The organism is Zafaria cholistanensis (genome assembly GCF_008580665.1).
In the GTDB taxonomy this organism is placed as follows: domain Bacteria; phylum Actinomycetota; class Actinomycetes; order Actinomycetales; family Micrococcaceae; genus Zafaria; species Zafaria cholistanensis.
In genome coordinates this window covers 102,778-125,887 of record NZ_BKDJ01000003.1, presented here as the reverse complement: position 1 = coordinate 125,887, position 23,110 = coordinate 102,778, and the positions used below count along the sequence as shown (strand labels likewise).

19 protein-coding genes and 1 riboswitch are annotated in these 23,110 nt (G+C 71.8%); of the genes, 5 read left to right on the top strand and 14 right to left on the bottom strand.

Going from position 1 to position 23,110, the window contains the following annotated elements; genetic code table 11:
* Positions 1–14: 14 nt before the first annotated feature.
* The 5 genes from NCCP_RS04390 to NCCP_RS04370 form a co-directional block, all read right to left on the bottom strand.
* Positions 15–443: a heat shock protein transcriptional repressor HspR gene (locus NCCP_RS04390; protein ID WP_149956024.1), complete on the bottom strand. Its 429-nt coding sequence runs from the start codon at positions 441–443 to the stop codon at positions 15–17.
* Between the two features lie 43 nt (positions 444–486).
* Positions 487–1,461, bottom strand: coding sequence for a DnaJ C-terminal domain-containing protein (locus tag NCCP_RS04385; protein WP_149956023.1), 975 nt, complete (start codon positions 1,459–1,461; stop codon positions 487–489).
* A gap of 141 nt (positions 1,462–1,602) precedes the next feature.
* Positions 1,603–2,178, bottom strand: a complete 576-nt coding sequence (locus tag NCCP_RS04380) for a nucleotide exchange factor GrpE (RefSeq protein WP_149956022.1) — start codon at positions 2,176–2,178, stop codon at positions 1,603–1,605.
* A gap of 12 nt (positions 2,179–2,190) precedes the next feature.
* Positions 2,191–4,041, bottom strand: coding sequence for a molecular chaperone DnaK (gene dnaK, locus NCCP_RS04375; RefSeq protein ID WP_149956021.1), 1,851 nt, complete (start codon positions 4,039–4,041; stop codon positions 2,191–2,193).
* A 350-nt stretch (positions 4,042–4,391) separates the two neighbouring features.
* Positions 4,392–6,116, bottom strand: coding sequence for a DEAD/DEAH box helicase (locus tag NCCP_RS04370; protein ID WP_225873673.1), 1,725 nt, complete (start codon positions 6,114–6,116; stop codon positions 4,392–4,394).
* A 372-nt stretch (positions 6,117–6,488) separates the two neighbouring features.
* Between NCCP_RS04370 and NCCP_RS04365 the strand changes: the two genes are divergently transcribed.
* The 3 genes from NCCP_RS04365 (at position 6,489) to NCCP_RS04355 (ending at position 10,229) form a co-directional block, all read left to right on the top strand.
* The gene (locus tag NCCP_RS04365) at positions 6,489–7,319 is read left to right on the top strand and encodes a class I SAM-dependent methyltransferase (protein WP_149956019.1); all 831 of its coding nucleotides are present in this window, start codon (positions 6,489–6,491) and stop codon (positions 7,317–7,319) included.
* A gap of 72 nt (positions 7,320–7,391) precedes the next feature.
* Positions 7,392–8,060 (top strand): LysE family transporter, encoded by a 669-nt coding sequence (locus NCCP_RS04360; RefSeq protein WP_149956018.1) that lies wholly within the window; start codon positions 7,392–7,394, stop codon positions 8,058–8,060.
* 27 nt (positions 8,061–8,087) lie between these two features.
* Positions 8,088–10,229 carry a chorismate-binding protein gene (locus NCCP_RS04355; protein ID WP_149956017.1) on the top strand — a complete coding sequence of 714 codons (2,142 nt, stop codon included), beginning with the start codon at positions 8,088–8,090 and terminating at the stop codon, positions 10,227–10,229.
* A gap of 73 nt (positions 10,230–10,302) precedes the next feature.
* Here NCCP_RS04355 and cls read toward each other — a convergent pair whose 3' ends face one another.
* Positions 10,303–11,793, bottom strand: a complete 1,491-nt coding sequence (gene cls / locus NCCP_RS04350; RefSeq protein ID WP_225873672.1) for a cardiolipin synthase — start codon at positions 11,791–11,793, stop codon at positions 10,303–10,305.
* A gap of 99 nt (positions 11,794–11,892) precedes the next feature.
* Between cls and NCCP_RS04345 the strand changes: the two genes are divergently transcribed.
* Entirely contained in the window at positions 11,893–12,798 is a 906-nt protein-coding gene (locus tag NCCP_RS04345) for an aminodeoxychorismate lyase (protein ID WP_149956016.1), read from the top strand.
* Between the two features lie 14 nt (positions 12,799–12,812).
* On the opposite strand, the gene NCCP_RS15560 is transcribed toward NCCP_RS04345, so the two are convergent.
* Together NCCP_RS15560 and NCCP_RS04335 are read right to left on the bottom strand one after the other, a co-directional pair.
* The gene (locus NCCP_RS15560; protein ID WP_172627291.1) at positions 12,813–15,341 is read right to left on the bottom strand and encodes an ATP-binding cassette domain-containing protein; all 2,529 of its coding nucleotides are present in this window, start codon (positions 15,339–15,341) and stop codon (positions 12,813–12,815) included.
* A gap of 3 nt (positions 15,342–15,344) precedes the next feature.
* Positions 15,345–15,965: an ECF transporter S component gene (locus tag NCCP_RS04335; RefSeq protein WP_149956015.1), complete on the bottom strand. Its 621-nt coding sequence runs from the start codon at positions 15,963–15,965 to the stop codon at positions 15,345–15,347.
* Positions 15,966–16,020: 55 nt separating this feature from the next.
* Positions 16,021–16,151: riboswitch (TPP riboswitch) on the bottom strand.
* Positions 16,152–16,235: 84 nt separating this feature from the next.
* On the opposite strand from NCCP_RS04335, the gene NCCP_RS04330 reads away from it, so the two are divergent.
* Complete coding sequence (locus tag NCCP_RS04330; RefSeq protein WP_149956014.1) at positions 16,236–16,505, top strand: DUF4235 domain-containing protein; 270 nt, start codon at positions 16,236–16,238, stop codon at positions 16,503–16,505.
* Here the strand turns inward: NCCP_RS04330 and mnhG are convergent.
* The 6 genes from mnhG to NCCP_RS04300 form a co-directional block, all read right to left on the bottom strand.
* Positions 16,502–16,999 (bottom strand): monovalent cation/H(+) antiporter subunit G, encoded by a 498-nt coding sequence (gene mnhG, locus NCCP_RS04325; RefSeq protein WP_149956013.1) that lies wholly within the window; start codon positions 16,997–16,999, stop codon positions 16,502–16,504. The genes NCCP_RS04330 and mnhG overlap by 4 nt on opposite strands.
* Positions 16,996–17,262 (bottom strand): MrpF/PhaF family protein, encoded by a 267-nt coding sequence (locus NCCP_RS04320; RefSeq protein ID WP_149956012.1) that lies wholly within the window; start codon positions 17,260–17,262, stop codon positions 16,996–16,998. Before NCCP_RS04320 ends, mnhG begins: the two co-directional genes overlap by 4 nt.
* Positions 17,259–17,825: a Na+/H+ antiporter subunit E gene (locus NCCP_RS04315; protein WP_149956145.1), complete on the bottom strand. Its 567-nt coding sequence runs from the start codon at positions 17,823–17,825 to the stop codon at positions 17,259–17,261. Before NCCP_RS04315 ends, NCCP_RS04320 begins: the two co-directional genes overlap by 4 nt.
* An 86-nt stretch (positions 17,826–17,911) precedes the next feature.
* The gene (locus NCCP_RS04310) at positions 17,912–19,525 is read right to left on the bottom strand and encodes a Na+/H+ antiporter subunit D (protein ID WP_149956144.1); all 1,614 of its coding nucleotides are present in this window, start codon (positions 19,523–19,525) and stop codon (positions 17,912–17,914) included.
* An 8-nt stretch (positions 19,526–19,533) separates the two neighbouring features.
* The gene (locus tag NCCP_RS04305; RefSeq protein ID WP_149956011.1) at positions 19,534–20,019 is read right to left on the bottom strand and encodes a Na(+)/H(+) antiporter subunit C; all 486 of its coding nucleotides are present in this window, start codon (positions 20,017–20,019) and stop codon (positions 19,534–19,536) included.
* On the bottom strand, positions 20,016–23,006 hold the full coding sequence (locus NCCP_RS04300) for a Na+/H+ antiporter subunit A (RefSeq protein WP_149956010.1): 2,991 nt from the start codon (positions 23,004–23,006) through the stop codon (positions 20,016–20,018). Before NCCP_RS04300 ends, NCCP_RS04305 begins: the two co-directional genes overlap by 4 nt.
* Positions 23,007–23,110 lie beyond the last annotated feature (104 nt).

Genomic DNA, 23,110 nt, shown 5'->3' with positions numbered 1-23,110 from the left:
CCTCCGCCGCGCGGCTACTTCTGCGGCCGCCAGACCACAACGGCCTGGCTGCGGGCCCGCGGGCGCTGGCCGCGGGCCAGCGGGACCACCTCTCCGGCGGTGCCGGCGGCAAACACCCTACCCAGGCTGATTCCGCGCCGGTCGATGCGTTCGCGTTCCAGTTGCTCGCTCAGCTCCCCGACCCGGCGGCTGAGGGCCGCGACCTGGTTCTCCAGCTGGAGGATGCGCCGGATGCCCTCCAGCGACACCCCGTCCTTGGACAGGCGCTGGATTTCGCGCAGCAGGTCCACGTCGTGCTGGCTGTAGCGGCGCTGCTTGCCGCGCTGGCGCAGCGGGGAGACCAGGCCCAGCCGGTCGTACTGGCGCAGCGTCTGCGGGTGCATCTCCGCCAGCTCGGCGGCCACGGAGATGACAAAGATCGGGGCGTAGCGGTCGATGTTCATACCTTCCTCTCCCGTGGTCCGTGGTCCGTGGCCCCGAGGGGCCCTAGAGCGCAGCCTTGGCGGCGAGCCCGGCGCGGGGGTCCGCGTCACCGGTCGCGGCCGCAAAGTCCCTGATGGCCTTTTCCGCCTTGGCGTTGAGGTTCTGCGGAACCACGACGTCAACGGTCACCAGCAGGTCGCCGGTGCCCTTGGCGGTGCGCACCCCGCGCTCCCTCAGGCGCAGCGTGCGCCCGGAGCTGGTTCCCGGCGGGATTTTGACCTTGACGGTCTCGCCCGTCAGCGTCGGGACCTCGATCTGGCCGCCCAGCGCGGCCTCCGCAAACGTCACCGGGACGTGGATGCGGATGTTGTTGTCCTCGCGGATGAAGAACGGGTGGGGCTGCACGGACACCTTGACGATCAGGTCCCCGTTCCCGGCCGGGCCGGGCTGGCCCTTGCCGCGCACGCGCACGCTCTGGCCGTCCTTGATGCCCGCGGGAATGCGCACCTCGACCACCTCGCCGCTGGGTTCGCGCAGCCCCACCGTGGTGCCGTTGATGGAACCGGCGAAGGAGATGGTGGTGGAGGCGGTGCGGTCCGCGCCCTTGCGCGGGGCCTGCTGGAATCCGCCCCCGCCGAAGCCGCCGCCGCCAAACAGGTCCGCGAATTCCGGCGGGACCTGGCCGCCGCCGAACCCGCCCCCGCGGAAACCGCCCCGCTGGCGCCCGCCGCCGAAGAGGTTCCCGAAGACATCGTCGAACCCGCCGGCACCGCCCTGCCCGCCGGCGCTGAAGCGCGCCCCGGAGCCCATGGCCCGGATGGCGTCGTACTGCTGGCGCTCCTCGGGGTCGGAGAGCACCGCGTGCGCCTCGGTGATGTCCTTGAACTTTTGTTCCGCGGCCGCATCCCCCTGGTTGGTGTCCGGGTGGTACGTGCGCGCCAGCTTCCGGTAGGCCTTCTTGATGTCGGCGTCGCTGGCGTCCTTGGAGACGCCAAGGATCGCGTAGAAGTCCTTCTCCGCCCAATCCTGGCTGGCCATGTGGCGGCTCCTTCTGCTTCCTGGGGTCTGTTGTGGTGGTGGTGTTACGGCCTGACGGCCCCGCCCGGAGGCGGGGCCGTCAGGCATGGTCCGCGTGCGCGGGGCTGCTGCCCGCGTGCGCGGCGGTGCTGCCCGCCGGTGCTACTCGCCGGTGGAGACGATCACCTGGGCGGCGCGGATGATCCGCTCGCCCTTCCGGTATCCGTTGCGCAGGACCTGTCCGACGTGGTCCGCGGGGACCCCCGGGACCGGCTGCTGCAGCAGCGCCTCGTGGACGTTCGGGTCAAACTCCACCCCAACCTCGGCGATGCGCTCCAGGCCCAGCCCGGCCAGGACACCGTCGAGCTTGTTGGCGATCGCCGCGAACGGCCCCTCGCCGAGGTCTCCGGCGGCGCGGCCCGCTTCGATGTCATCCAGCACCGGCAGCAGGTGGGAGAGCACGGACTGCACGGCCAGCTCGCGCACGGCCTCGCGGTCGCGCTCGACGCGCTTGCGGTAGTTGACGTACTCGGCCTGAAGGCGCAGCAGGTCCTCGCGGAGCTCGGCCTCGCGGCCCGTCGGGGCCGCGGTGTCCGCGGCAGCCTCGTTCAGGATCGCCTCGGCCTGGGCGAGCGCGTCGCCGTCGTCGTGCGGCTCGTCTACCGGGGTGACTTCCTCGTGCTCGTGCGCGTGCTCTTGCCCGTGCTCGTGCGCCTCGTCATTGCCGTGGTGGGGCATGTCGCTACCGTCCTACTTCTTCTCGTCTTCGTCGATGACCTCGGCATCGACGATGTCCTCGTCAGCGGCGGCGGAGGATTCTCCCGGGTTCCCCGCGCCGGCCGGCGCGGACTGCGACTGCGCGTAGATCGCCTCGCCGAGCTTGCCCTGGGAGGCCTGCAGCTTCTCGAACGCGGCCTTGATCTCGTCGTCGTTGTCCTGCTTCTCCAAGGCGGCCTTCACGGCGTCGACGTCCGCCTGGACCTCGTTCTTGACGTCCTCGGGCAGCTTGTCGGCGTTGTCCTTGATCAGCTTGTCCACGGAGTACGCGGTGGTCTCGGCGTGGTTGCGGACCTCGGCGGCCTCGCGGCGCTTCTTGTCCTCGGCCGCGTGCTCCTCGGCGTCGCGGACCATGCGGTCGATGTCCTCCTTGGACAGCGCGGTGCCGCCGGAGATCGTCATGGACTGCTCCGTGCCGGTGCCCTTGTCCTTGGCGGACACGTGCACGATGCCGTTGGCGTCGATGTCGAAGGTGACCTCGATCTGCGGGATGCCGCGCGGGGCCGGGGCAATGCCGGTCAGCTCGAAGGTGCCCAGCGGCTTGTTGTCGCGGGTGAACTCGCGCTCGCCCTGGAAGACCTGGATGGACACGGACGGCTGGTTGTCGTCGGCCGTGGTGAAGGTCTCCGAACGCTTCGTCGGGATCGCCGTGTTGCGCTCGATGAGCTTGGTCATCACGCCGCCCTTGGTCTCGATGCCCAGGGAGAGCGGGGTGACGTCGATCAGCAGCACGTCCTTGCGCTCGCCCTTGAGGACGCCGGCCTGCAGGGCGGCGCCGACGGCGACGACCTCATCCGGGTTCACGCCCTTGTTGGCTTCCTTGCCGGCGAGCTCCTTGACCAGTTCGGCAACGGCCGGCATGCGGGTGGATCCGCCGACGAGGATCACGTGGGCGATGTCGGAGACCTTGATGCCGGCCTCGGAGATGACGTCGTGGAACGGCTTCTTGGTGCGCTCGAGCAGGTCGGCGGTCAGTTCCTGGAACTTGGCGCGGGAGAGGTGCTCGTCCAGGTGGACCGGGCCCTCCGGGGTGACGGAGAGGTACTGCAGGGAGATGTTGGTGCTGGTCGCGGAGGACAGCTCCTTCTTGGCCTGCTCGGCGGCTTCCTTGAGGCGCTGCAGGGCGATCTTGTCCTTGGACAGGTCGGCGCCCTTGGACTTGGCCTGGGCGAGCAGCCAGTCGACGACGCGCTGGTCCCAGTCGTCGCCGCCGAGGCGGTTGTCGCCGGCGGTCGCGCGGACCTGGATGGTGGAGAAGTCGTCCTCGTCCTTGCCGACCTCAAGCAGGGAGACGTCGAAGGTGCCGCCACCGAGGTCGAAGACCAGGATGAGCTCGTCCTCCTTGCCCTTGTCCAGGCCGTAGGCCAGGGCGGCCGCGGTCGGCTCGTTGACGATGCGCAGCACGTTCAGGCCCGCGATCTCGCCGGCCTCCTTGGTGGCCTGGCGCTCGGCGTCGTTGAAGTACGCCGGAACGGTGATGACCGCGTCAGTCACCTTCTCGCCCAGGTAGGACTCGGCGTCGTGCTTGAGCTTCATCAGGGTGCGCGCGGAAATCTCCTGCGCGGTGTACTTCTTGCCGTCGATCTCGATCGACCAGTCGGTGCCCATGTGGCGCTTGACGGACGCGATGGTGCGGTCGATGTTGTTGACGGCCTGGCGCTTGGCGATCTCGCCGACCAGGACCTCGCCGGACTTGGCGAAGGCGACCACGGACGGGGTGGTCCGCCCGCCTTCGGCGTTGGCGATCACGGTGGGCTCACCACCTTCAAGGACGGCCACGACGGAGTTGGTGGTTCCAAGGTCAATGCCGACGGCACGGGACATGGTGCTTCCTGCCTTTCTGGGAAAACTGGTTCACTGCCCCCTCCGGAGGCCGGATTGAGCGTTCTGCACTCAACTCTACTCCCCGCCTCCCGCGTGTCAATCCAAAGTTGAGCGCTGAACGCTCAACTTTGGCCCGGCGGCCCGTTTCCTCCGCGCCTCCGCCCCGGTTTTCGGGGCGGAGGCGGCATTACGCCCAGCGCGAAGCCCCCGTCCCCGACGTCCCGCCCTAACGCAAAGGTCCCCGCCTCCACGGGGGAGGCGGGGACCTGAGGGCCGGACCAGCGCTTCTGGCCGGCCCACTGCTTGTGGTTCAACCGGCGCTTCGCGTTGAACCGGTACTTCGGGTTTAACTAGTGCTTCTGGTTCGACTGGGGCGCGGTGGCGCGGCGGTTGCCGCGGGCCCGGCCCGTGGCGGCCTGGGCCAGGTCGCGGCCGATCGCGTCCGCGATGGTGTTTCCACCCCGACCGGCGGCCGGACGCTGGGCCGTGCCGGCGCGGGTCCCCCGGCCTGCGGGCACGCCCGGCTTCTGGGTGCCGCGGGCAGCCTGGCCCTCGGCACCGGCCCGGGTGCCCCGGCCGGAACGGGACTGGCCGGGCTGGCCCGATCCGGCACGCTCGGCCGGCTGGCGGCGGGCCGCTCCGCGGTCGCCGCGGGATTCCGCGCCGGCCCCGGCCTGGACCGAAGCGGCACGGCCGGAACCGCGGCGCGCCGGGGCCCCGGAACGCTCCGCCGGCTGGCGGATCTCCGTGCGGCGCTCGCCGCCGGCTTCCGCCACACCGGCACGCTCAAGGCCGCGCTCCGTGCCGCGGCCGCGTCCACGGCCACGGCCGCGGGCACGTCCGGCCCCCTCGCCGGAGGCCGCCTTGCGCTGCTGCGGCTGCTGGACCACGGGCGCTGCGTAAGCCACCTTGGCGGCCTTCTCGCCACGGACGGCGGCCACGGCGTCGGAATCCGGGGACACGGACTCGAAGGGCACCTTCAGCCCGGCGGCCTTGAGCAGCGAGCGGACATCGCCCTGCTGGTCGGGGGTCGCGATGGTGACCACGGTTCCGTCGGAGCCGGCGCGGGCGGTGCGGCCGGAGCGGTGCAGGTAGGCCTTGTGCTCCGCCGGCGGATCGACGTGGACCACCAGTTCGACGCCGTCCACGTGCACGCCGCGGGCGGCGACGTCGGTGGCCACGAGCACGCGGGCGGCACCGGAGGAGAACGCCTCCAGGTTGCGGTCGCGGGCGTTCTGGGACAGGTTGCCGTGCAGGTCCACCGCCGGAACCCCGGACTTGGAGAGCCACTGGGCCATCTTCTTGGCGTGGTGCTTGGTCCGCATGAACATGATGCGCCGGCCCGCGCCGGAGGCCAGCTCGTGGACAAGGTCCTTCTTCAGGTCCGCGTCCACCAGGAACACGTGGTGCTCCATGGTGTTGACGGCGGCCTTGGGAGCATCCACGGAATGGATGGTGGGGCTGGTCAGGTAGCGGTCGACGAGCTTGTCGACGCCGTTGTCCAGGGTCGCGGAGAACAGCATGTGCTGGATGCCGCGCGGGGCGCGGTCGAGGATCCGCTTGACCACCGGAAGGAACCCGAGGTCGGCCATGTGGTCGGCCTCGTCGAGCACCGAGACTTCGAGGCGGGACAGGTCCGCGCACTTCTGGTTCAGCAGGTCTTCAAGGCGTCCGGGGCAGGCGATGAGGATGTCGACCCCGGCGTTGAGGTCCTTCTCCTGGCGCGCCTGGGACACGCCGCCGAAGACGACGGCGGTGCGCAGGTTCTTGGCCTCCGCCAGCGGCATCACGGTGCGGGAGATCTGGGTCGCGAGCTCGCGGGTGGGCGCCATGATCAGGGCGCGCGGGAAGCGGGCGCGGCGCGGCTTGGGGTCCGCGGCCAGCCGGGCCACCAGGGGCAGCGAGAAGGCGATGGTCTTGCCGGAGCCGGTCTGCCCGCGGCCCAGGACGTCGCCGCCGGCCAGCGTGGTCGGCAGGGTGGCTTCCTGGATGGGGAAGGCCGAGTCGATGCCCTGGCGGGCGAGGACGTCGGCGAGGTCGGCGGGCACGCCGAGGGAAGTGAAGGTAGCGCTCACGGGCTGCTTTCGGTCGTAGCGGCGCACGCCGGGACCGGCGCGCTGGTGTCGCCGAAGGAAGAGAAGTTCTGGGCCCCCACGGGGCCGGAGCGGGCGGATCCGCCCGCCGTCCCGGCGGCGGGCCTGCACGCTGTGGCGCGGGGCCCGACGGGGACGGTCAAATCTGTCGACGCTCGGCCACGGTTCCGCTGGGGACATGGCCGAACCCCAATTCTACCAGTAGCTTGGGCCTGCCGGTGCGGGGTCCGCCACGGGGCCCGCCGCACGGCACCGCCGGGGCGTCCCGGCGCCGACCGGAAGGCGCCCGCCGGCGCGGCGCAAAACAGCGCAACCTGCGCGGACATCCCCGCCCCCAGGTCCTAGGCTCTGACCATGAACGACGAGGTCTACTCCCACGGTCACCATTCCAGCGTCGTCGGCGCGCACGCGCGGCGCACTGCGGCCGACTCCGCCGCGTACCTGCTGCCGCGCCTGCGTCCGGGCCTGCGCGTGCTGGATGTGGGCTGCGGCCCGGGCACCATCACCTGCGGGCTGGCCGCCCTTGTGGCTTCCCCCGACGGCTCCGGCCACGCCACCGGGCTGGACCGGTCGGAGGAGGTCGTCGCCCACGCCCGGCGGCTGGCCTCGGAACAGGGTGCGCGCGGCGTGGACTTCGCCGCCGGCAACATCTACGACCTCCCCTTCGCGGACGGGACCTTCGACGTCGTCCATGCCCACCAGGTGCTGCACCACCTCGTGGACCCGGTCGCGGCGCTGCGCGAAATGCGCCGCGTGGCCCGCCCGGGCGGAATCGTGGCCGTGCGCGAGGCCGACTACGGGGCCATGTCCTGGCACCCGCAGCTGCCGGAACTGGACCAGTGGCGGACGGTGTACGAGAAGACCTCCCGGTCCAACGGCGCCGAGCCCAACGCCGGACGCCACCTGCTGGAGTGGGCGATCGCGGCCGGCTTCAGCCCGGACCAGCTGGAGCCCTCGGCTTCCGTCTGGCTCTACGCCACGGAAGAGAAGCGGCGCGAGCACGGGCTGTCCTGGGCCGAGCGCGTCCTCGAATCCAACTATGCGGACCAGGCCCTGGAGCGGGGGTTCGCCAGCGCCGGGGATTTGGAGAGGATCTCCGCGGGGTGGCGGGCGTGGGCCATGGATCCGGGGGCCCTGTTCCTGATGCCGAGCACGGAAATCATCGCCACCAAACCGCTGGAGTAGGGCCTGCGGCGGCGGGCCGCCGGAACCGGGGCCCGGCGCCGGACCCCGGAAGGGGCCCACTAGAATCTCCGCGTGACCCTTTCCCTCTGGCTGTCCCTGTTGGGCGCCTCCGCGCTGATCAGCTTCACCCCCGGCGCCGGCGCCATCAACACCATGACCAACTCCCTCAACGCGGGGTTCCGCCGGTCCATCTGGGGCATCCTGGGGCAGCAGGCGGCCCTGGTGGCCCACGTGGCCATCGTGGCCGCCGGGGTCGGGCTGCTGGTCAGCGGTTCGCCCCCCGCGTTCGCGGCCATCCGCTACGCGGGAGCCGCCTACCTGGTCTTCCTCGGCGTGCGGCTCCTCCTGGACAGGCCCCGCCCCGCCGGCGGGCAGCAGGAGGCCTCCGCGCAAGTCCCCGGCCGAAGCCAGCCGGGCCGGGAGGGGTCCGGATGGCCTGAATCCGGATGGTCCATGTTCCGGCGCGGGCTCTGGGTGAACCTGCTCAACCCCAAGGCGATCGTCTTCTTCCTGGCCTTCACCCCGCAGTTCGTCCGCCCGGGGCAGCCCCTGCTGCCGCAGTATGCGGTGCTGACCGCCACCGTGGTGGCCGTGGACATCCTGGTCATGTGGTTCTTCTTCGCCGCGGCGGCCAAGAGCGTGCGCCGCTTCACCCGCGGCGCCCGGGGGCAGCTGGCGCTCAACCGGACCTTCGGCACGCTGTTCATCCTCGTCGCGGCCCTGCTCGCGTTCGTTCACTAAGCCCCCGTGCACTAGGCTCTGGTTCCCGTGGACACCGCCCGCACTAACCCCGCCCACCGCCCGCCGGCCAGCCCCCCTCCAGGCCGGCCGGTGGTGATCGCCATCGACGGCCGCTCCGGGGCCGGCAAGAGCACGCTTGCCCTGGAACTGGCCACCGCGCTGCGCCGCCACCGCCCGGTGGCCCTGTTCCACCTTGAGGACATCTACCCCGGCTGGGACGGCCTGGCTGCCGGGATCGAGCGCTACCGGCGCGAGGTCCTGGACCCGCTGCGCCGCGGCGAAGAGGCCGTCTGGACCGCCTGGGACTGGGCAGCGGACCGCGACGGCGAGCGCCGCACCACCCCGGCCGCGCCCGTCGTGCTGGTCGAAGGCGTCGGTGCCGGCGCCGCGGCGGCACGCGCCGGCCTCGACGCCCTGGTGTGGGTGGAGGTGGACGGCGCGGACCGCAAGTCGAGGGCGCTGGCCCGCGACGGCGCAACGTACGCCGCGCATTGGGACCGGTGGGCCCGGCAGGAGGACGTCTGGCTGGCCGGCGACGATGTCCCGGCCGCGGCCGACGTCATGGTCTACAACCCCGCCGACGGCAGCGCGCCCGCGGACACGCTGCGCGTGCTGTCCGGGCTGCCCGCCCTCCAGGAGGCACTGCGCCCCGAAATCGACGCCGGCGCCGCGCTGGCGCTGCGCACCCGGCGCGTCCGCCTGCCCGAGGGGCCTGCCCCGACCGGCGTTGCCCCCGCCCTGTTCGAGGACCTGTACGCGGGAAGCGCGCACGCGGTGCTGCTCGATTCCTCCAACACCGGCACCGCCGACCCGGGCGGACGCAACCGCTTCAGCATCCTGGCCGACGGCTCCGGCTCCCTCGGGGCCCGGGCCCGCCACAGCGGCGGCACGACCTGGTTCGCCGCCGGCTGCGCCGAGGCACGGATCCGCGGCCCCTTCTTCGGCTGGCTGGAACGGGTGTGGGGCCTGCCCCGGGTCCAGGCCCCGGACGGGCTGGAAGCCGGGTTTGCCCTGGGGTGGCTGGGGTGGCTGGGCTACGAACTCAAACGCGAAACCGGAGGCTCCGACGTGCCCGCGCCCCTTCCGGACGCGGCCCTGGTCCATGCCGCCCGCGGCGTGGTGCTGGACCACGACGCCGGCGAGGCGTGGCTGCTCGCGCTCGCCGCCCCCGAGGCGGAGGCGTGGCTCGACGCCGCGGAGGCCGCCGTCGTCCGGCTGGGAACCGCTGAGGGCGGAGACGGGACGGCAGGCGATCCGGTCGCGGCGCCGCCGGTACCGCCGCCGGCGTTCGGCTGCGCCGATACGCGTGCGCGCTACCTGGCGAAGGTGCGTGAGGCGCAGGCCGAGATCGCCGAAGGCAACACGTATGAGGTCTGCCTGACCACCGCGCTCAGCGCGCGCGTTGCGGGCGGGTTCGACCCGTGGCGTGCCTACGGGGCGCTGCGCCGGCGCAACCCGGCCCCGTTCGCGCACTTCGTGCGGTTTGGGCCGACGGCGGTGGCCAGCACCTCTCCGGAGCGGTTCCTGCGCATCGGCGCCGACGGGTGGATGCGCGCGGAGCCGATCAAGGGCACCCGCGGGCGCGGGGCGGACCCGGCGGCCGACGCGGCGCTGCGGGCGGACCTGGCTTCCTCCCCCAAGGACCGGGCGGAAAACATCATGATCGTGGACCTGCTGCGCAACGACCTGGTCCGTTCGGCCGATCCCGCCACGCTGGCCGTGCCGCGGCTGTGCGCGATCGAGACCTACGCGACCGTGCACCAAATGGTGTCCACAATCGATGCACGGCTGCGCCCGGACGCGGTCCGCGCCGAGGCGGTGGCGGCCGCGTTTCCGGCCGGGTCCATGACCGGGGCTCCGAAGATCTCCACCATGGCGATCCTGGACCGCCTCGAGGACGAACGGCCCCGGGGCATCTACGCCGGGGCCGTCGGGTACTTCTCCCACACCGGGGCAGCCGACCTGGCCGTGGTGATCCGCACCCTCGTGGCCACCCGCGCCCAAAACGGACAGGACTACGACGGACAGGATCACGCCGGATGGGACCTGTCCCTCGGCGTCGGCGGCGCGGTGACCGCCGATTCGGTGCCCGAACAGGAGTGGGACGAGGTCGTGACCAAGGCCCACGGGGTGCTCTCCGCGCTCGGGTCCCGCTTCCCTCCCTGCTGACCGTTCTCCCTGCTGACCGTTCTCCCTGCCAGCCGCCCGCCGGGCGGCCGGCGTCCCCGGAGGCGGCCCCGCCCTACTGCAGCGTCGCCGAAAGCCGGGCGACGTTGTCCACCCACCGGTTCCACAGGGGGCGGGACTCCCACTCCTTCAGGGTGAGCCGGACGGAATTGTGCCGGTACATGTTTTGCACCTGGGTGATCTCGGCAACCATTTCGGGGCCGAGCAGCATCACGGACACCTCCAGGTTCAACGAGAAGGAGCGCATGTCCATGTTGGAGGAGCCGAACACGGCCACCTCCTTGTCCACGGTGAAGCACTTGGAGTGCAGCACCATCGGGGTCCGGTAGCGGTAGATCTTCACGCCGGCCTTCAGCAGCGCACCGTAGTAGGACTGCTGCGCGTGGTGGACCATGAACTGGTCGCCGGTTTCGGACACGAACAGCTCCACGTCCACGCCCCGCTGGGCCGCCGTCGTGAGCGCGTACAGCAGCGAATCGTCCGGGACGAAGTAGGGGCTGGTGATGCTCAGCCGCTCGGTGGCCGAGTAGATCAGGGTGTTGAACAGGCGCAGGTTGTTTTCCGCCTCGAACCCGGGGCCGCTGGGAACGATCTGGCCGATGGTGCGCCCGTGCGGATGGGGGTGGGGCCGGGGGGCCTCAGCCATGTCCAGCAGCAGGTTCTCGTCCGTCTCCTGGGACCAGTCGGTGGCGAACACGACGTCCAGGCTCGTCACCAGCGGACCGCGCACCCGGGCCATCAGTTCCACCCACTCGCGGCCGGCGCGGCGGGCGCCCGGGCGCTTGTAGCTGGGTTCGATGAGGTTCTGGCTGCCGGTGAAGGCGACCTCGCCGTCGACCACCAGGATCTTGCGGTGGTTGCGCAGGTCGGGCCGGCGCCACTGCTTCCTGACCGGGGCCAGCGGCAGCATGGGCCGCCAGTCGATGCCCCCGGCGTCGAGCCGCCGTTTCAGGTCCCGGTATCCGGAGACGCGCAGGGTCCCGAGGTGGTCGAAGAGCATGCGCACTTTCACCCCGCGGGCCACCGCATCCTCCAGCGCGTCCAGGAACGGGGATACGTACTCGGGATCGTCCCCGACAATGTAGAACTGCACGTGAACGTAGCGCTGTGCGCCCTTCACGGCCTCGGTCATCGCCTGCACCGACTCCTTGTAGCCGGTGATGAATTCGACCGTGTTGCCGTCCAGGACCGGGAACGCGCCCAGGTTGCGGTTCAACTCCAGCGCCGACTTCACCCAGTCCGGGGCGTGGTACTCGCTGTCGTCAATGTCCAGGTGCCGGGTGGCGTCCAGCACGCGGCGGTTGACTTCCGCCTGGCGTTCGATGCGCCGGTGGGACAGCCGGAAGTTGCCCAGCATCAGGAACAGCGCCAGCCCCACCAGCGGCAGGAAGAAGATGGCCAGCAGCCACGCCATGGCTGTGGTGGGGCGCCGGTTGCCGGGGACCACACCGAGCATCACCACGCGGATGCCGATGTCCAGGACCACCGTCAGCACCACGACCCACGTGGGGGTCCACTCCCCCCACAGCACAAATGAGTCGAACACCCGGCCCCTCTCCCAGCAGTCGTTGCCCCCAGCCTACCGGTGGCCGGACCCCTTAACGCGCCACGTGGCAGCGGGAAGGGGCGGCGGTAGGGTTGAGCCATGACTGTTCTCGTGTTCGTCGATCCCGAGTTCCCCGCCGGGCGCCCCGCCGACCCGTCCCAACCGCAGCTGTCCGTCCTGGACCAGGGCGTCACGCGCGGAGACGGGGTCTTCGAGACACTGCTCTACACCGGCGGCGCCGTCCGCAAGCTGGACGCGCACCTGGCCCGGCTGGAGTCCTCCGCGGCCATGTGTGAACTGCCCGTCCCCTCCGCGCAGGCCTGGCGCTCGGCGGTGGGGACGGCCGTGGCCGCCTACGACGCCGCCCGCTCCGCCGCCGGGGCGACGGAAGCCCCCGGCATGCGCCACGAGGCGACGGTGAAACTGGTGGCCACCCGCGGCCCCGAGGGCGCCACGCACGGCACTGCATGGGTGACCGTCTCCCCCGCCCCCGAACTCGGCCAGCGCCAGCGGGAGACGGGGCTGTCCGTGATCACCCTGGACCGCGGTTATGACTCGGAGGCCGGGGACCGGGCCCCCTGGCTGCTCATGGGGGCCAAGACGCTCTCCTACGGGGTAAACATGGCGGCGCTGCGCCACGCGCGCAAGCAGGGAGCCGACGACGTCATCTTCGTCTCCAGCGACGGCCACGTCCTGGAGGGAGCCACCTCAACCGTGCTGCTGGCCCACCGCGAAGGACCGCTCAAGCGCCTGGTCACCCCCACCCTGCAGACCGGCATCCTTCCGGGCACCACGCAGGGTGCGATCTTCGCCGCCGCCCAGTCCGCCGGCTGGGAGCTCGGCTACGGTCCGCTGGAGACGCAGGACCTCTTCGAGGCCGACGCCGTCTGGCTGGTGTCCAGCGTCCGGCTGCTGGCGCCGATCAACTCGATCGACGGGGTGGGGATCCCGCGGGACCGCGAACTGCATGCCGAGCTTGCCCGGATGGTCGACGGCATCCGCTGACCCCGCAGCGCACCTCAGCTCCAGACCAGGTTCCAGGTCCCGGCGGCCAGGGCCGCCCCGGTCGCGGCCGCGCCGACGGCCGCCCCGCCCAGCAGCACCCAGGCGTCCAGCCCGGTGAACCTGGACGTGCGCGCCCACGTGCGGGGGGCCTCGCCGAAGCCCTTGGCCTCCATGGTCACGGCCAGGCGCGACGCGCGCCGGATCGCCTGCACCAGCAGCCCGAAGGCCTGCCCCAGGTTCGCGCGCAGGCGCGCCCCGGGGCTGCCGTGGGAACCGACCCCCCGGGCCCGCCGGGCCATGCCCAGCGTCTGCCATTCCTCGGCCAGCAGCCCCAGCAGCCGCAGCGCGGCGAGTCCGCCCAGCACGAAGCGGTGCGGCAGCCGCGCCTTCTGTGCCAGCGCGTCGGCCAGGTCGGTCGGATCGGTCGAGGCCATCACCAGCACCGCCGGCAGCGCCACGGCAAAACCGCGCAGCCCGGTGGCCGCGCCCGCGGCCACCGACCCCTCGGTGAGAGTGAAGATCCCCAGGTCCAGCAGCACCGCGCCGGAGTCGTTGCCCACCAGCGCGGTGCCCCAGGCCGCCATCAGCCCCGCCACCGCCAGCGGCCAGGCCCGGCGCAGGAACGCGAGCGGCCCCACGCCGGAAAGCGGCAGCAGGGCCAGGCACGCGCCGACCACGACGGCCGCGCTCACCCAGTCCAGCGTGGCCACCAGCCCCGCGGTGGCGAGCAGCACGGCGGCCATTTTGCCCAGCGGGTTGGCGCGGCCCAACACGCTGCGGCCCAACACGCTTTGGTCCAACACGCTTTGGTCCAACACGCTTCGGTCCAGCATGCTGCGGGAGGAGGTGTCGAGGCCGGGGCCCGGGGCGCGCTGCTGCCCTCCGGTGCCGGCGCCGACCGTGACGGTGCGGGCGCCCAACGCCGCGGTGAAGTGTCCGTCATGCGTCACGGCCAGGACGGTGCGGCCCGCCGCCAGCTCCTCGCGCAGCAGCAGGGCCAGTTCGCGCCAGGTGTTGGCGTCCTGGCCGAAGGTGGGTTCGTCCAGCACCAGCACGCCCGGGCCGGCGGCCAGGACGGTGGCGACCGAGAGCCGGCGCTTCTCCCCGCCGGACAGGGTGAAGGGGTTGGCGTCGGCCAGGTGCCCCAGCCGGAGCCGGTCCAGCAGCCCGTCCACGCGCCGCTCCACCTCTTCGGGGGTGAAGAGCGGGCGTCCGGTGCGCGGGTTGCGCGCATGGCGCGGGCCAAAGGCCAGGTCCTCGCGCACGGTGGAGGCCACGAACTGGTGCTCCGGCTCCTGGAACACGGTTCCGATGCGGCTGACCAGGTCGGCGGCCCTCCAGCGGAAAGGTTCCGGGGGCAGCCCCCCGGCGAGCTCCGCCGCGGCACGCACCTGTCCTTCCAGCGGCTCCAGCAGCCCGGCCAGGGTCAGGGCCAACGTGGACTTTCCGGCCCCGTTGGGACCGGTGATGCCCACAGCCTCGCCGGCGCGCAGGTCCAGGCCGACGCCGGAGAGTACCGGCCGCGGGCCCTTCCGGGACGGGGCGGGACGGGAATGGGCGGGACGGGAATGGGCGGGACGGGAATGGGCGGGACGGGCCGCTTCCCGGGAAACCGCTAGGTCGGCGGCGGAAAGCAGGACCTGTCCCGGCCGGCCGGAAAGGCTGCCCTGCGCCCGTTCGAGGACGGGCACGTGCCCGGGGACCCACACCCCGGCGTCGATCAGTTCGGTGCGGACCGGGCCCTCGGCAAACAGTTCCCCGGGCGTACCGCTGTGGGATACCCCTCCCCCGGGCTCAAGCACCACCACGCGGTCCATGTGCCCGGCCCAGGCGGCCAGGCGGTGCTCGACAACCACCAGGGTCGCCCCGGTCGCGGCCACCGCGGCGACCACCGCGTCCCGGACCTCCAGCACGCCGTCGGGGTCCAGGTTGGCAGTGGGTTCGTCCAGCAGCACCAGTCCCGGCCGCATGGCCAGGATTCCCGCCAGCGCCAGGCGCTGTTTCTGCCCGCCGGACAGGTGCGCCGTCGGGTGGTCCAACGGAACGTCCAGTCCCACCGCCTCCAGGGCGGCAGTCACGCGATTCCAGATTTCCCCGCGCGGGACGGCCAGGTTCTCGGCCCCGAACGCCACGTCGTCGCCCACCCGGGCGAGGACCACCTGGGTTTCCGGGTCCTGCTGCACCAGCCCCGCCCGCCCGCGCGAGTCCTCGGCCGGGCGGCCGTCAACCAGCAGCTCGCCGAAGTCTTCGGCTTCCTCGTCGCGGTGCAGCGCTCCCGCCAGGGCATGCAGCAGGGTGGATTTGCCGGCCCCGGACGGTCCCACCAGCAAGACCCGCTCCCCGGGGGCGATCTCCAGGTCCAGTCCCCGCAGGGCGGGGGCGGCGCGGCCGGCATGGCGCCAGCCCCAGCCCCGCGCGGACACCGCGGCAGGCACCACGGCCGCCGCCCGGTCACCATCCCCGCCGCGGGCGGCCGGGAGCGCAGCAGACGGCGCTCCGTACGGGGGCGCGGGCGCCGCCGTCGTTCCGGGGTCGGCGGGCATGGCCTAGCCGAACACCGGTTCCTGCGCCGCCCTGCGCGAGGCGAGCGCGGACAGCGCGCCGGTCCGGGCCAGGGCGCGCGTGGCGAGCCAGGACAGCAGGCCGGCGATGACGACGCCGGAGAGGGTGGTGCCGGCGACGTACACAAGCTTCATGGCGGTGGTGTATTCGGGGAACCAGTTGAAGATGAAGGCGTCGTTGATGCCGCCGAAGAGGCCCGCTCCGGCGCCCGCAAGCAGGGCGGTGACCAGGTCCCAGCGGCGGTAGAGGAACAGTGCGAGGACCAGTTCCGCGCCCAGGCCCTGGATCAGGCCGGATGCCAGGACCGTCAGGCCGAACTGGGAGCCGAGGAACGCGGAGACCACTGCGGCGACGAGTTCGCAGAACAGGGCGGCGCCCGGCTTGCGGATGATCAGGGCACCCAGGACCGCGGGGAACAGCCACATCCCGGTAACGATCGAGGAGGCGGGCGGGAAGAACAGGAACAGCCCGCCGATGCCGGCGTAGGCGAGGTTCCAGGCCCAGAAAATGACGCCGGAGGCGACCGCGATCACGGCGGCGACGACGATGTCGACAACGCGCCAGGAACGGCGTGCGGCGGGGACGGTGCTGACCGGGTGGGTCATGGTGTTTTCCTCCTTGAAGGCAAGGAGGGGAGGGATTCGGCGGCGCGGGCCGCTGTTCCCTGAGATCTCGACTCCCTTCGCCGGTACTAGCCGGAGCAGGTTCGAGGGTCTGCGGCAATCCGCACTCTCAGCGCCCTGGTGGCACGGCCCTGTGGGCCGGACGCAGGCGCTCCCCTGTCGTATGTTCAGTCCTGCCATAGTACAACCACGCTATGCTGTGGCCGTACCACCATTGCTTGGTTGGGCATCGTTTAGTTGGGAGAAGCGTTCATGACAGCACTGCTCAAGCTGGCCGGCCCCCTCGTGACCCTCGCCGCCGGATTTGTTGGCGCCAAGGTGGTTGACGTGGCTTGGACCAAGGTCACCGGCAGCAGGCCGCCCCGGCCGGGAGACACCGAGGCGAACGTGAAGTCCTCGCTGCGCCAGGCACTGGCCTTCGCCATCATTTCCGCGGCCGTCGGAGCCGCCCTTGAGGTCCTCACCGGCCACGGGACCCGGCTCGCGATCTCCCGCTTCAGCCCGGATAAGGACAAGGCCTAGCCGGCCGCCGGTCCCGCCGGTCCCGTACCGGCGGAGCACCCTCCGGTACGGCCCGCCACGTCCTGCCCGGCAGGGCCCTGTCCCATGCCGTCCTGGCCAGGGCCCTCCTGCGCGAGGCCGTCCCGCCCGGGGCCGTCCTGCACCGCGCGGGCCACGACCTGGTCCAGTTCGTCGACGAGCAGGGTCTGCCTTTTCAGGTGCTTGGTGCGGTAGCCGGCCCGGCCCACCATGTGGGCGCTGACCGGCGCGGTCAGCAGCTGCAGCAGCCACGCCAGCAGCAGCACGGGCACCAGGGCCCAGCTGCGCAGTTCGATCGCCACCGCAGACAGCAGCAGGAACAGGCCCAGCACCTGCGGCTTCGTGGCCGCATGCATCCGCGAGAGCAGGTCCGGGAAGCGCAGCATGCCGATGCCGGCGGCCAGCGACATCAGGCAGCCCACCACCAGGCACACTCCGGCCACGGCCTGCAGCACGGCGTCCAGGGATCCGGTCATGAGTTCCTCCGGTCGGTCACGTAGCGGGAAACCGTCACCGTGCCGATGAAACCGATCACGCAGGCGGCCGCCACGAACACGAGGCTGTCCGTGTGCCGGTTCACGGCCATGTCCACGCACAGGGCGGCGACGACGATCATCAGCAGCACGTCCAGGGCCAGCACGCGTTCGAGGATGGACGGTCCGCGGGCAACCCGCACGATGGCCAGCGCTGCGGCGGCCGAGAGCAGCACCCCGCAGATCCAGGCGACAGCGGTCATCATGGCGCTTCCTTCCGTGCGGTGTCCCCGCCCCGCGGGGTAGAACCGTTGTCTTGTGGCGGGGGGAACGCCAGGCCGGCCCGTTCGGCGTCGACCCGCGCCATCTCTTCGCGCGTGCCCATCACCCGAACCAGCCGTGCCTCCAGGTCCAGGACGTGTCGGCGGACCCGCTCCACTTGGGCGTGCGTGTTCACGTCGAGCACGTGCAGGTACAGCGTGGAGTTGCCGCGGTCCACCTCCACCACGAACGAACCCGGGATCAGGGTCAGGACGTGGCCGACGGCGGTGACCATGAGGTCATCGCCGGTCCGCAGGCGCACGCCCACCACGGCACTGCGCACGCGCGGCCCGCGGACCACCGCCAGGGCGAAGACCTGGAAGCTGGCCAGAACCACTTTTCCGAGGAAGCCCACGGCGAACACGACGGCACGCCAGACGTTGAAGCGCCCGCTCAGTTCCACCGGCGGCAGCCGGAACACGTTGACCACCACCAGGGCGAGCAGGAAACCGAACACCAGGTTGCCGGCGGAGAAGTCCTGCCACAGCGCGCCCCAGACCAGCGCCATCCACACCAGCAGGGGCAGTTCAATCCGGAAGGTCAGGCGCGGACCCTGCTCCCCGGTGCCCGTGGCGGGGCGGGATCCGGGCCGGATCACTTCAGGCTCCCGGGTGCGTAGGTCGCCTCGGCACCGAAGACGGCCTCGATGTACGGGGTGCGTTCAAGCATTTGGCGCGCGGCCTGCTCGCTGAGCTGGAACAGCGGGCCGGCGAACACCGTCAGGGCCACGCCCAGGGACACCAGGGCGGCGGTGGGCACGACCATGCCCCGCGGCAGCAGGGCGCTGTCCCCGCGGCTGCCGGAATTGGCCGCGGTGCCATAGGTGGTCATCGGGGATCCGCTGGAGGTGGTGGCCAGCAGCACCGGGGCCGGGTTCTCCGCGTCCTCGGCCTTGCGCCAGAACGCCCGGTTCCAGACGCGGGCCACGGCCAGCAGCGTCAGCAGCGAGGTGGCCACGGAACCGCCCACCAGCACCCAGCCCAGCGGAGTGCCCAGTTCCACGCCGCCCTGGATCAGCCCCAGCTTGCCCAGGAACCCCGAGAACGGGGGGATGCCGGCCAGGTTCATGGCGGGAATGAAGAACAGCACCGCCAGCACCGGGGACAGCCGGGCCAGCGAGCCGAGCCGGTCCACGTTGGAGCTGCCGCCGCGGCGTTCAATCAGGCCCGTGACCAGGAACAGCGAAGTCTGCACAATGATGTGGTGCGCCACGTAGTACACCGCCGCGGCCAGCCCCACCACGTTCCCGACCGCCAGCCCGAAGACCATGAAGCCGATGTGGCTGGTGAGCGTGAAGGAGAGCATGCGCTTGACGTCCGTCTGCGCCACGGCGCCGAGGATCCCCACGAGCATGGTCAGCAGCGCCACCACCATCAGCAGGCTGTTGATCCGGTCCCCGGGGAAGAGCAGCGTCTCGGTGCGCACCATCGCGTAGACGCCCACCTTGGTGAGCAGGCCGGCGAACACCGCGGTCACCGGAGCCGGCGCGGTCGGGTAGGAGTCGGGCAGCCAGAAGGAGAGCGGGAAGACGGCGGCCTTGATGCCGAAGGCGACGAACAGCATCAGGTGCAGCACCACCTGCGTCCCGGGGGCGACCTCCCCGAGCTTGAGCGCGAGGTCCGCCATGTTCACCGTTCCGGTGGCCGCGTAGATCATCCCGATCGCCAGGAGGAACAGCACGGAGGAGACCACGGAGACGACGACGTACGTCACCGCCGCGCGGATGCGCGCCGTGGTGCCGCCGAGGGTCAGCAGCACGTAGGAGGCGGTCAGGAGGATCTCGAAGCCCACGTAGAGGTTGAACAGGTCCCCGGCCAGGAAGGCGTTGGAGACGCCGGCAACCAGGATCAGGTAGGCGGGGTGGAACACGGAGATCGACCCGCCCCGTTCCCCGTCGGCCATGCCCTGGCCACTGGCGTAGAGGAGCACGGCCAGGCTCACGCAGGTGGAAACCACCAGCATCAGCGAGGAGAACTCGTCCACGACCATGGAAATACCCCACGGGGGCGCCCAGCCCCCGAGCAGCACGGCCTGGGCCCCGTGGCGCCAGGCTCCCGCCAGCATCCACACCTCCAGCACCAGGGTCAGGGCCAGCGTGGAACTGGTGACTGCGCGCTGGGCGCCGGTGTGGCGGCGCAGCACGAAGGCCAGCGCGGCGCCAAGCAGCGGCAGGGCGACGGCAAGCGGGGCGAAGGACACCGCGGCCAGCGGGGCGCTCACCGGGGCCCCCCGGTGCCGGCCTCGCCGGCGGGCGTTCCGGCGCCGTCTACTGGCGGAGGGATGGCCGCGGGGTCGAATTCCGTGGTTTCGAGCGGGATCTCGGTGTCCTCCTCGGGGTCGAAGCTCGACTGGGCGGCGACGCGGCGGTCCTCGACGTCGTCGACGACCTCGTCGCGGCGCGCAATCACCCAGGAGCGGTAGATGATGGCCAGCAGGAGAGCGGTGACCGCGAAGGTGATGACGATCGCGGTCAGGATCAGCGCCTGGGGCAGCGGGTCGCTGTAGGCCCCGGCGGGGGCGCCCTCCACGTAGAGGGGGGCCAGGCCGGGGATGCCGCCGGTGGCCAGGAGCAGCAGGTTGGCTCCGTTGCCGATCAGCACGATGCCCAGCAGCACCCGCGTCAGGCTGCGCTCGAGCAGCAGGTAGATGCCGGTGGCGAACATGACGCCCATCACCGCCAGCAGAGTCACATTCACGGTCACCGGGCCGCCTCCAGTTCCTCGTCCTCGGGTTCCCCGTGGGGTGCGGTGGGGCCGCGCCCCTCGGTGCGTTCGTCGATTTCCCCGCCCAGGCTGCGCAGCACGTCGGCGACCAGGCCCACCACCACCAGGTACACGCCGATGTCGAAGATCGTGGAGCTGACGAATTTGTGGTCCCCGAACAGCGGCAGCGAGAACTCGAACGCGGCGGACTGGAAGATCTGGCCACCGAAGGCCAGTGGCAGCACGGCGGAGAACCCGGCGACCGCAAGCCCCAGCCCCAGCAGGGTGCCGGGAGTGATCGGGGTGGCCTCGGCCAGCTCGAAACGCCCGCCGGCCAGGTAACGGATCGTCATGGCCAGGCCCGCGAACAGGCCGCCGGCGAATCCGCCGCCGGGACTGTTGTGCCCGGCCAGCAGCAGGTAGATGGAGAACAGCAGCACCGTGTGGAAGATCAGCCGGGTAACCACCTCAATGATGATCGAACGCCGTTCCGGGGCCAGCGTCCGGCCGGCAACCAGCCAGGCCTCGCGCCGGGAGACGGCGAAGCTGCGGGCCACGCGCAGCGCGGCGGCCCGGCGGCGGGGGGCGTGGATCGCCTCGGAGCCGCGGTCGACGCTGCCGCTGGCGATGTCCGCGGTGGCCCGGCGCCGGTCGCCGCGGCCGCGCACGAAGATCAGGCTGGCGACGCCGGTGGCGGCGGCCGCGAGCACGGTAATCTCGCCAAACGTGTCCCAGGCCCGCAGGTCCACGAGGGTCACGTTGACGATGTTCTTGCCCGCGCCCCCGTAGTAGGCCAGTTCGGGGAAGTCCAGCGACACGGGGGCGGCGGTGCGCGAGGCCATGGCGGTCGCGGCAATGTAGATCATGGCCGCGGCGAAGGCGATGCCCAGCAGCGCCCGCAGGACCCTGCGCCCGGAGGGGTTGGTGGTCCACAGCTCCACGGGCAGCGTGCGCAGCGCCAGCACGAACGCGACCAGCACGATGGTTTCCACCAGCAGTTGGGTGAGGGCCAGGTCCGGGGCCCCCTGCAGCGCGAACATCAGCGCCAACCCATACCCGGTGACGGAGACCATCAGCACGGCCAGGAAGCGGCGGTTGGCCCGCACCGCGGCGACCGCCCCGAACGCCATGCACAGCCCCACCACCAGCTGCGCGGGGGTGTCGAACCAGCGCAGCGAGGACGGCACGGGGGTGTCGAGGCGGATCGCGGCGACCGCCGGCACCACCAGCGCGACCGTCAGGATCACGCCCAGGTAGAACACCAGCGAACCGCGCTGGGTGCGCCCGGTGACCCAGACCGCGACGTTGTCGACGCCCCCGATGAGGTTGCGGTAGGTGCGCTCCGCGTCCAGGGCCGGGCGGGCCAGGTCCTGGAAACCGGCCACCGGGGCGCGCAGCACAAACAGGACGGCACCGGCGGCCAGCGCCAGCACGCCCAGCCCCAACGCGGGAGTGAACCCGTGCCACAGGCCCAGATGGACCGGATCGGCCGGAGCCGGGAACAGCGCCGCGTAGGGGGCGATCGCCCCCTCCAGGACCTGGGGAACAAACGCACAGACCAGGCTCGCGCCCGCCAGCACCATCGGCGGGGCCAGGAACAGGCCCGGCAGGCGCCGGAACGCGGTGGGCTGGAGCCCGGGCTTGGTCGCGAACGCGCCCCACAGGAAGCGGGCGCTGTAGGCGGCGGTCAGCGCCGAGCCGGCCACGACGCCGGCCAGCACCCAGCCACCCGCCGCGCCGCGCCCGGCGCCCTGGACCAGCGTTTCGAGGACGGCTTCCTTGGCGACGAACCCATACAGGGGCGGCACCCCCGCCATCGAGGCCGCGGACAGCGCGGCCACGGCGAACAGCGTCGGCGAGGTGCGCCACAGCCCGGAGAGCTGGCGCAGGTCGCGGGTGCCGGCCTGGTGGTCGATGATGCCGACCACCAGGAACAGGGAGGCCTTGAAGAACCCGTGGGCGAGCACCAGGGCCAGGCCCGCCAGGGCAGCGTTCGCCGTGCCCTGTCCCACGACCAGGATCAGGAAGCCCAGCTGCGAGACGGTCCCGTAGGCAAGCACCAGCTTGACGTCGGTCTGCTTCAGCGCGTGCCAGCCCCCGACAAGCATCGTCAGCAGGCCGAGCACCGCCGTCGTCATGTGCCAGGTGGCGGCATCGGAAAAACCGGGGGCCAGCCGGGCCACCAGGTAGACGCCGGCCTTCACCATGGCCGCCGCGTGCAGGTAGGCGGAGACCGGCGTCGGGGCGGCCATCGCCCCGGGCAGCCAGAAGTGGAACGGGACCAGCGCCGACTTGGAAACCGCGCCCACGAGCACCAGCAGCACGGCCACGTCCACGAAGGTCCCGGCCAGCTGGGGCGCCCCCGCCGAAGCCTGGGCCAGGATCGCGGAGATCCGGTACGTCCCGGCCGCCGTGCCGAGCATCACCAGGCCCACCAGCATGGCCAGGCCGCCGAAGGTCGTCACCATCAGGGCCTGCAGTGCCGAGCGGCGCGCGAAGATCCGGTCCCGGGCAAAGCCGATCAGCAGGTAGGACAGGATGGTGGTCATCTCCCAGAAGATGAACAGCAGGACCAGGTCGTCGGCGGTGACCAGGCCGAACATCGCGCCGGCGAAAGCAAGCAGCTGCGCACCAAACGGACCGATGTTGGCGTCCTCATTTTTGAAGTACCGGGCACAGTAGACCAGCACCAGCGCGCCCACCCCGAGCACCAGCAGGCACAGCACCGCCGAGAGCGCATCCATGCGGAACGCGAGTTCCACCTCCAGGTTCGGGATCCAGGGAAGGACCAGCGAAGGCGGGGCGTTCGGGGCCCCGGACGCCGCGGCCTGGGCGGCCGACGTGAAGGAGGCGAAATTCACCAGGAGCCAGACGAATCCGGCGGCCGGAACCGCGCCCAACAGGTAGAAGGTGCCGCGGCCAAACCGGCGGAAGACCAGGGGCGCGACGACGGCCACCGCGAAGAGGGCGATGAGGACGGCGAGCACGATGATCTCCTGGGGGCCGGGGTCTGTTCAAGGCGCGCAGGGCTCGAAGCAGGTGGTCAAGGGCTGCCTCCAGCTTAACAGGGCACGGACGCGCCCCCCGGCCC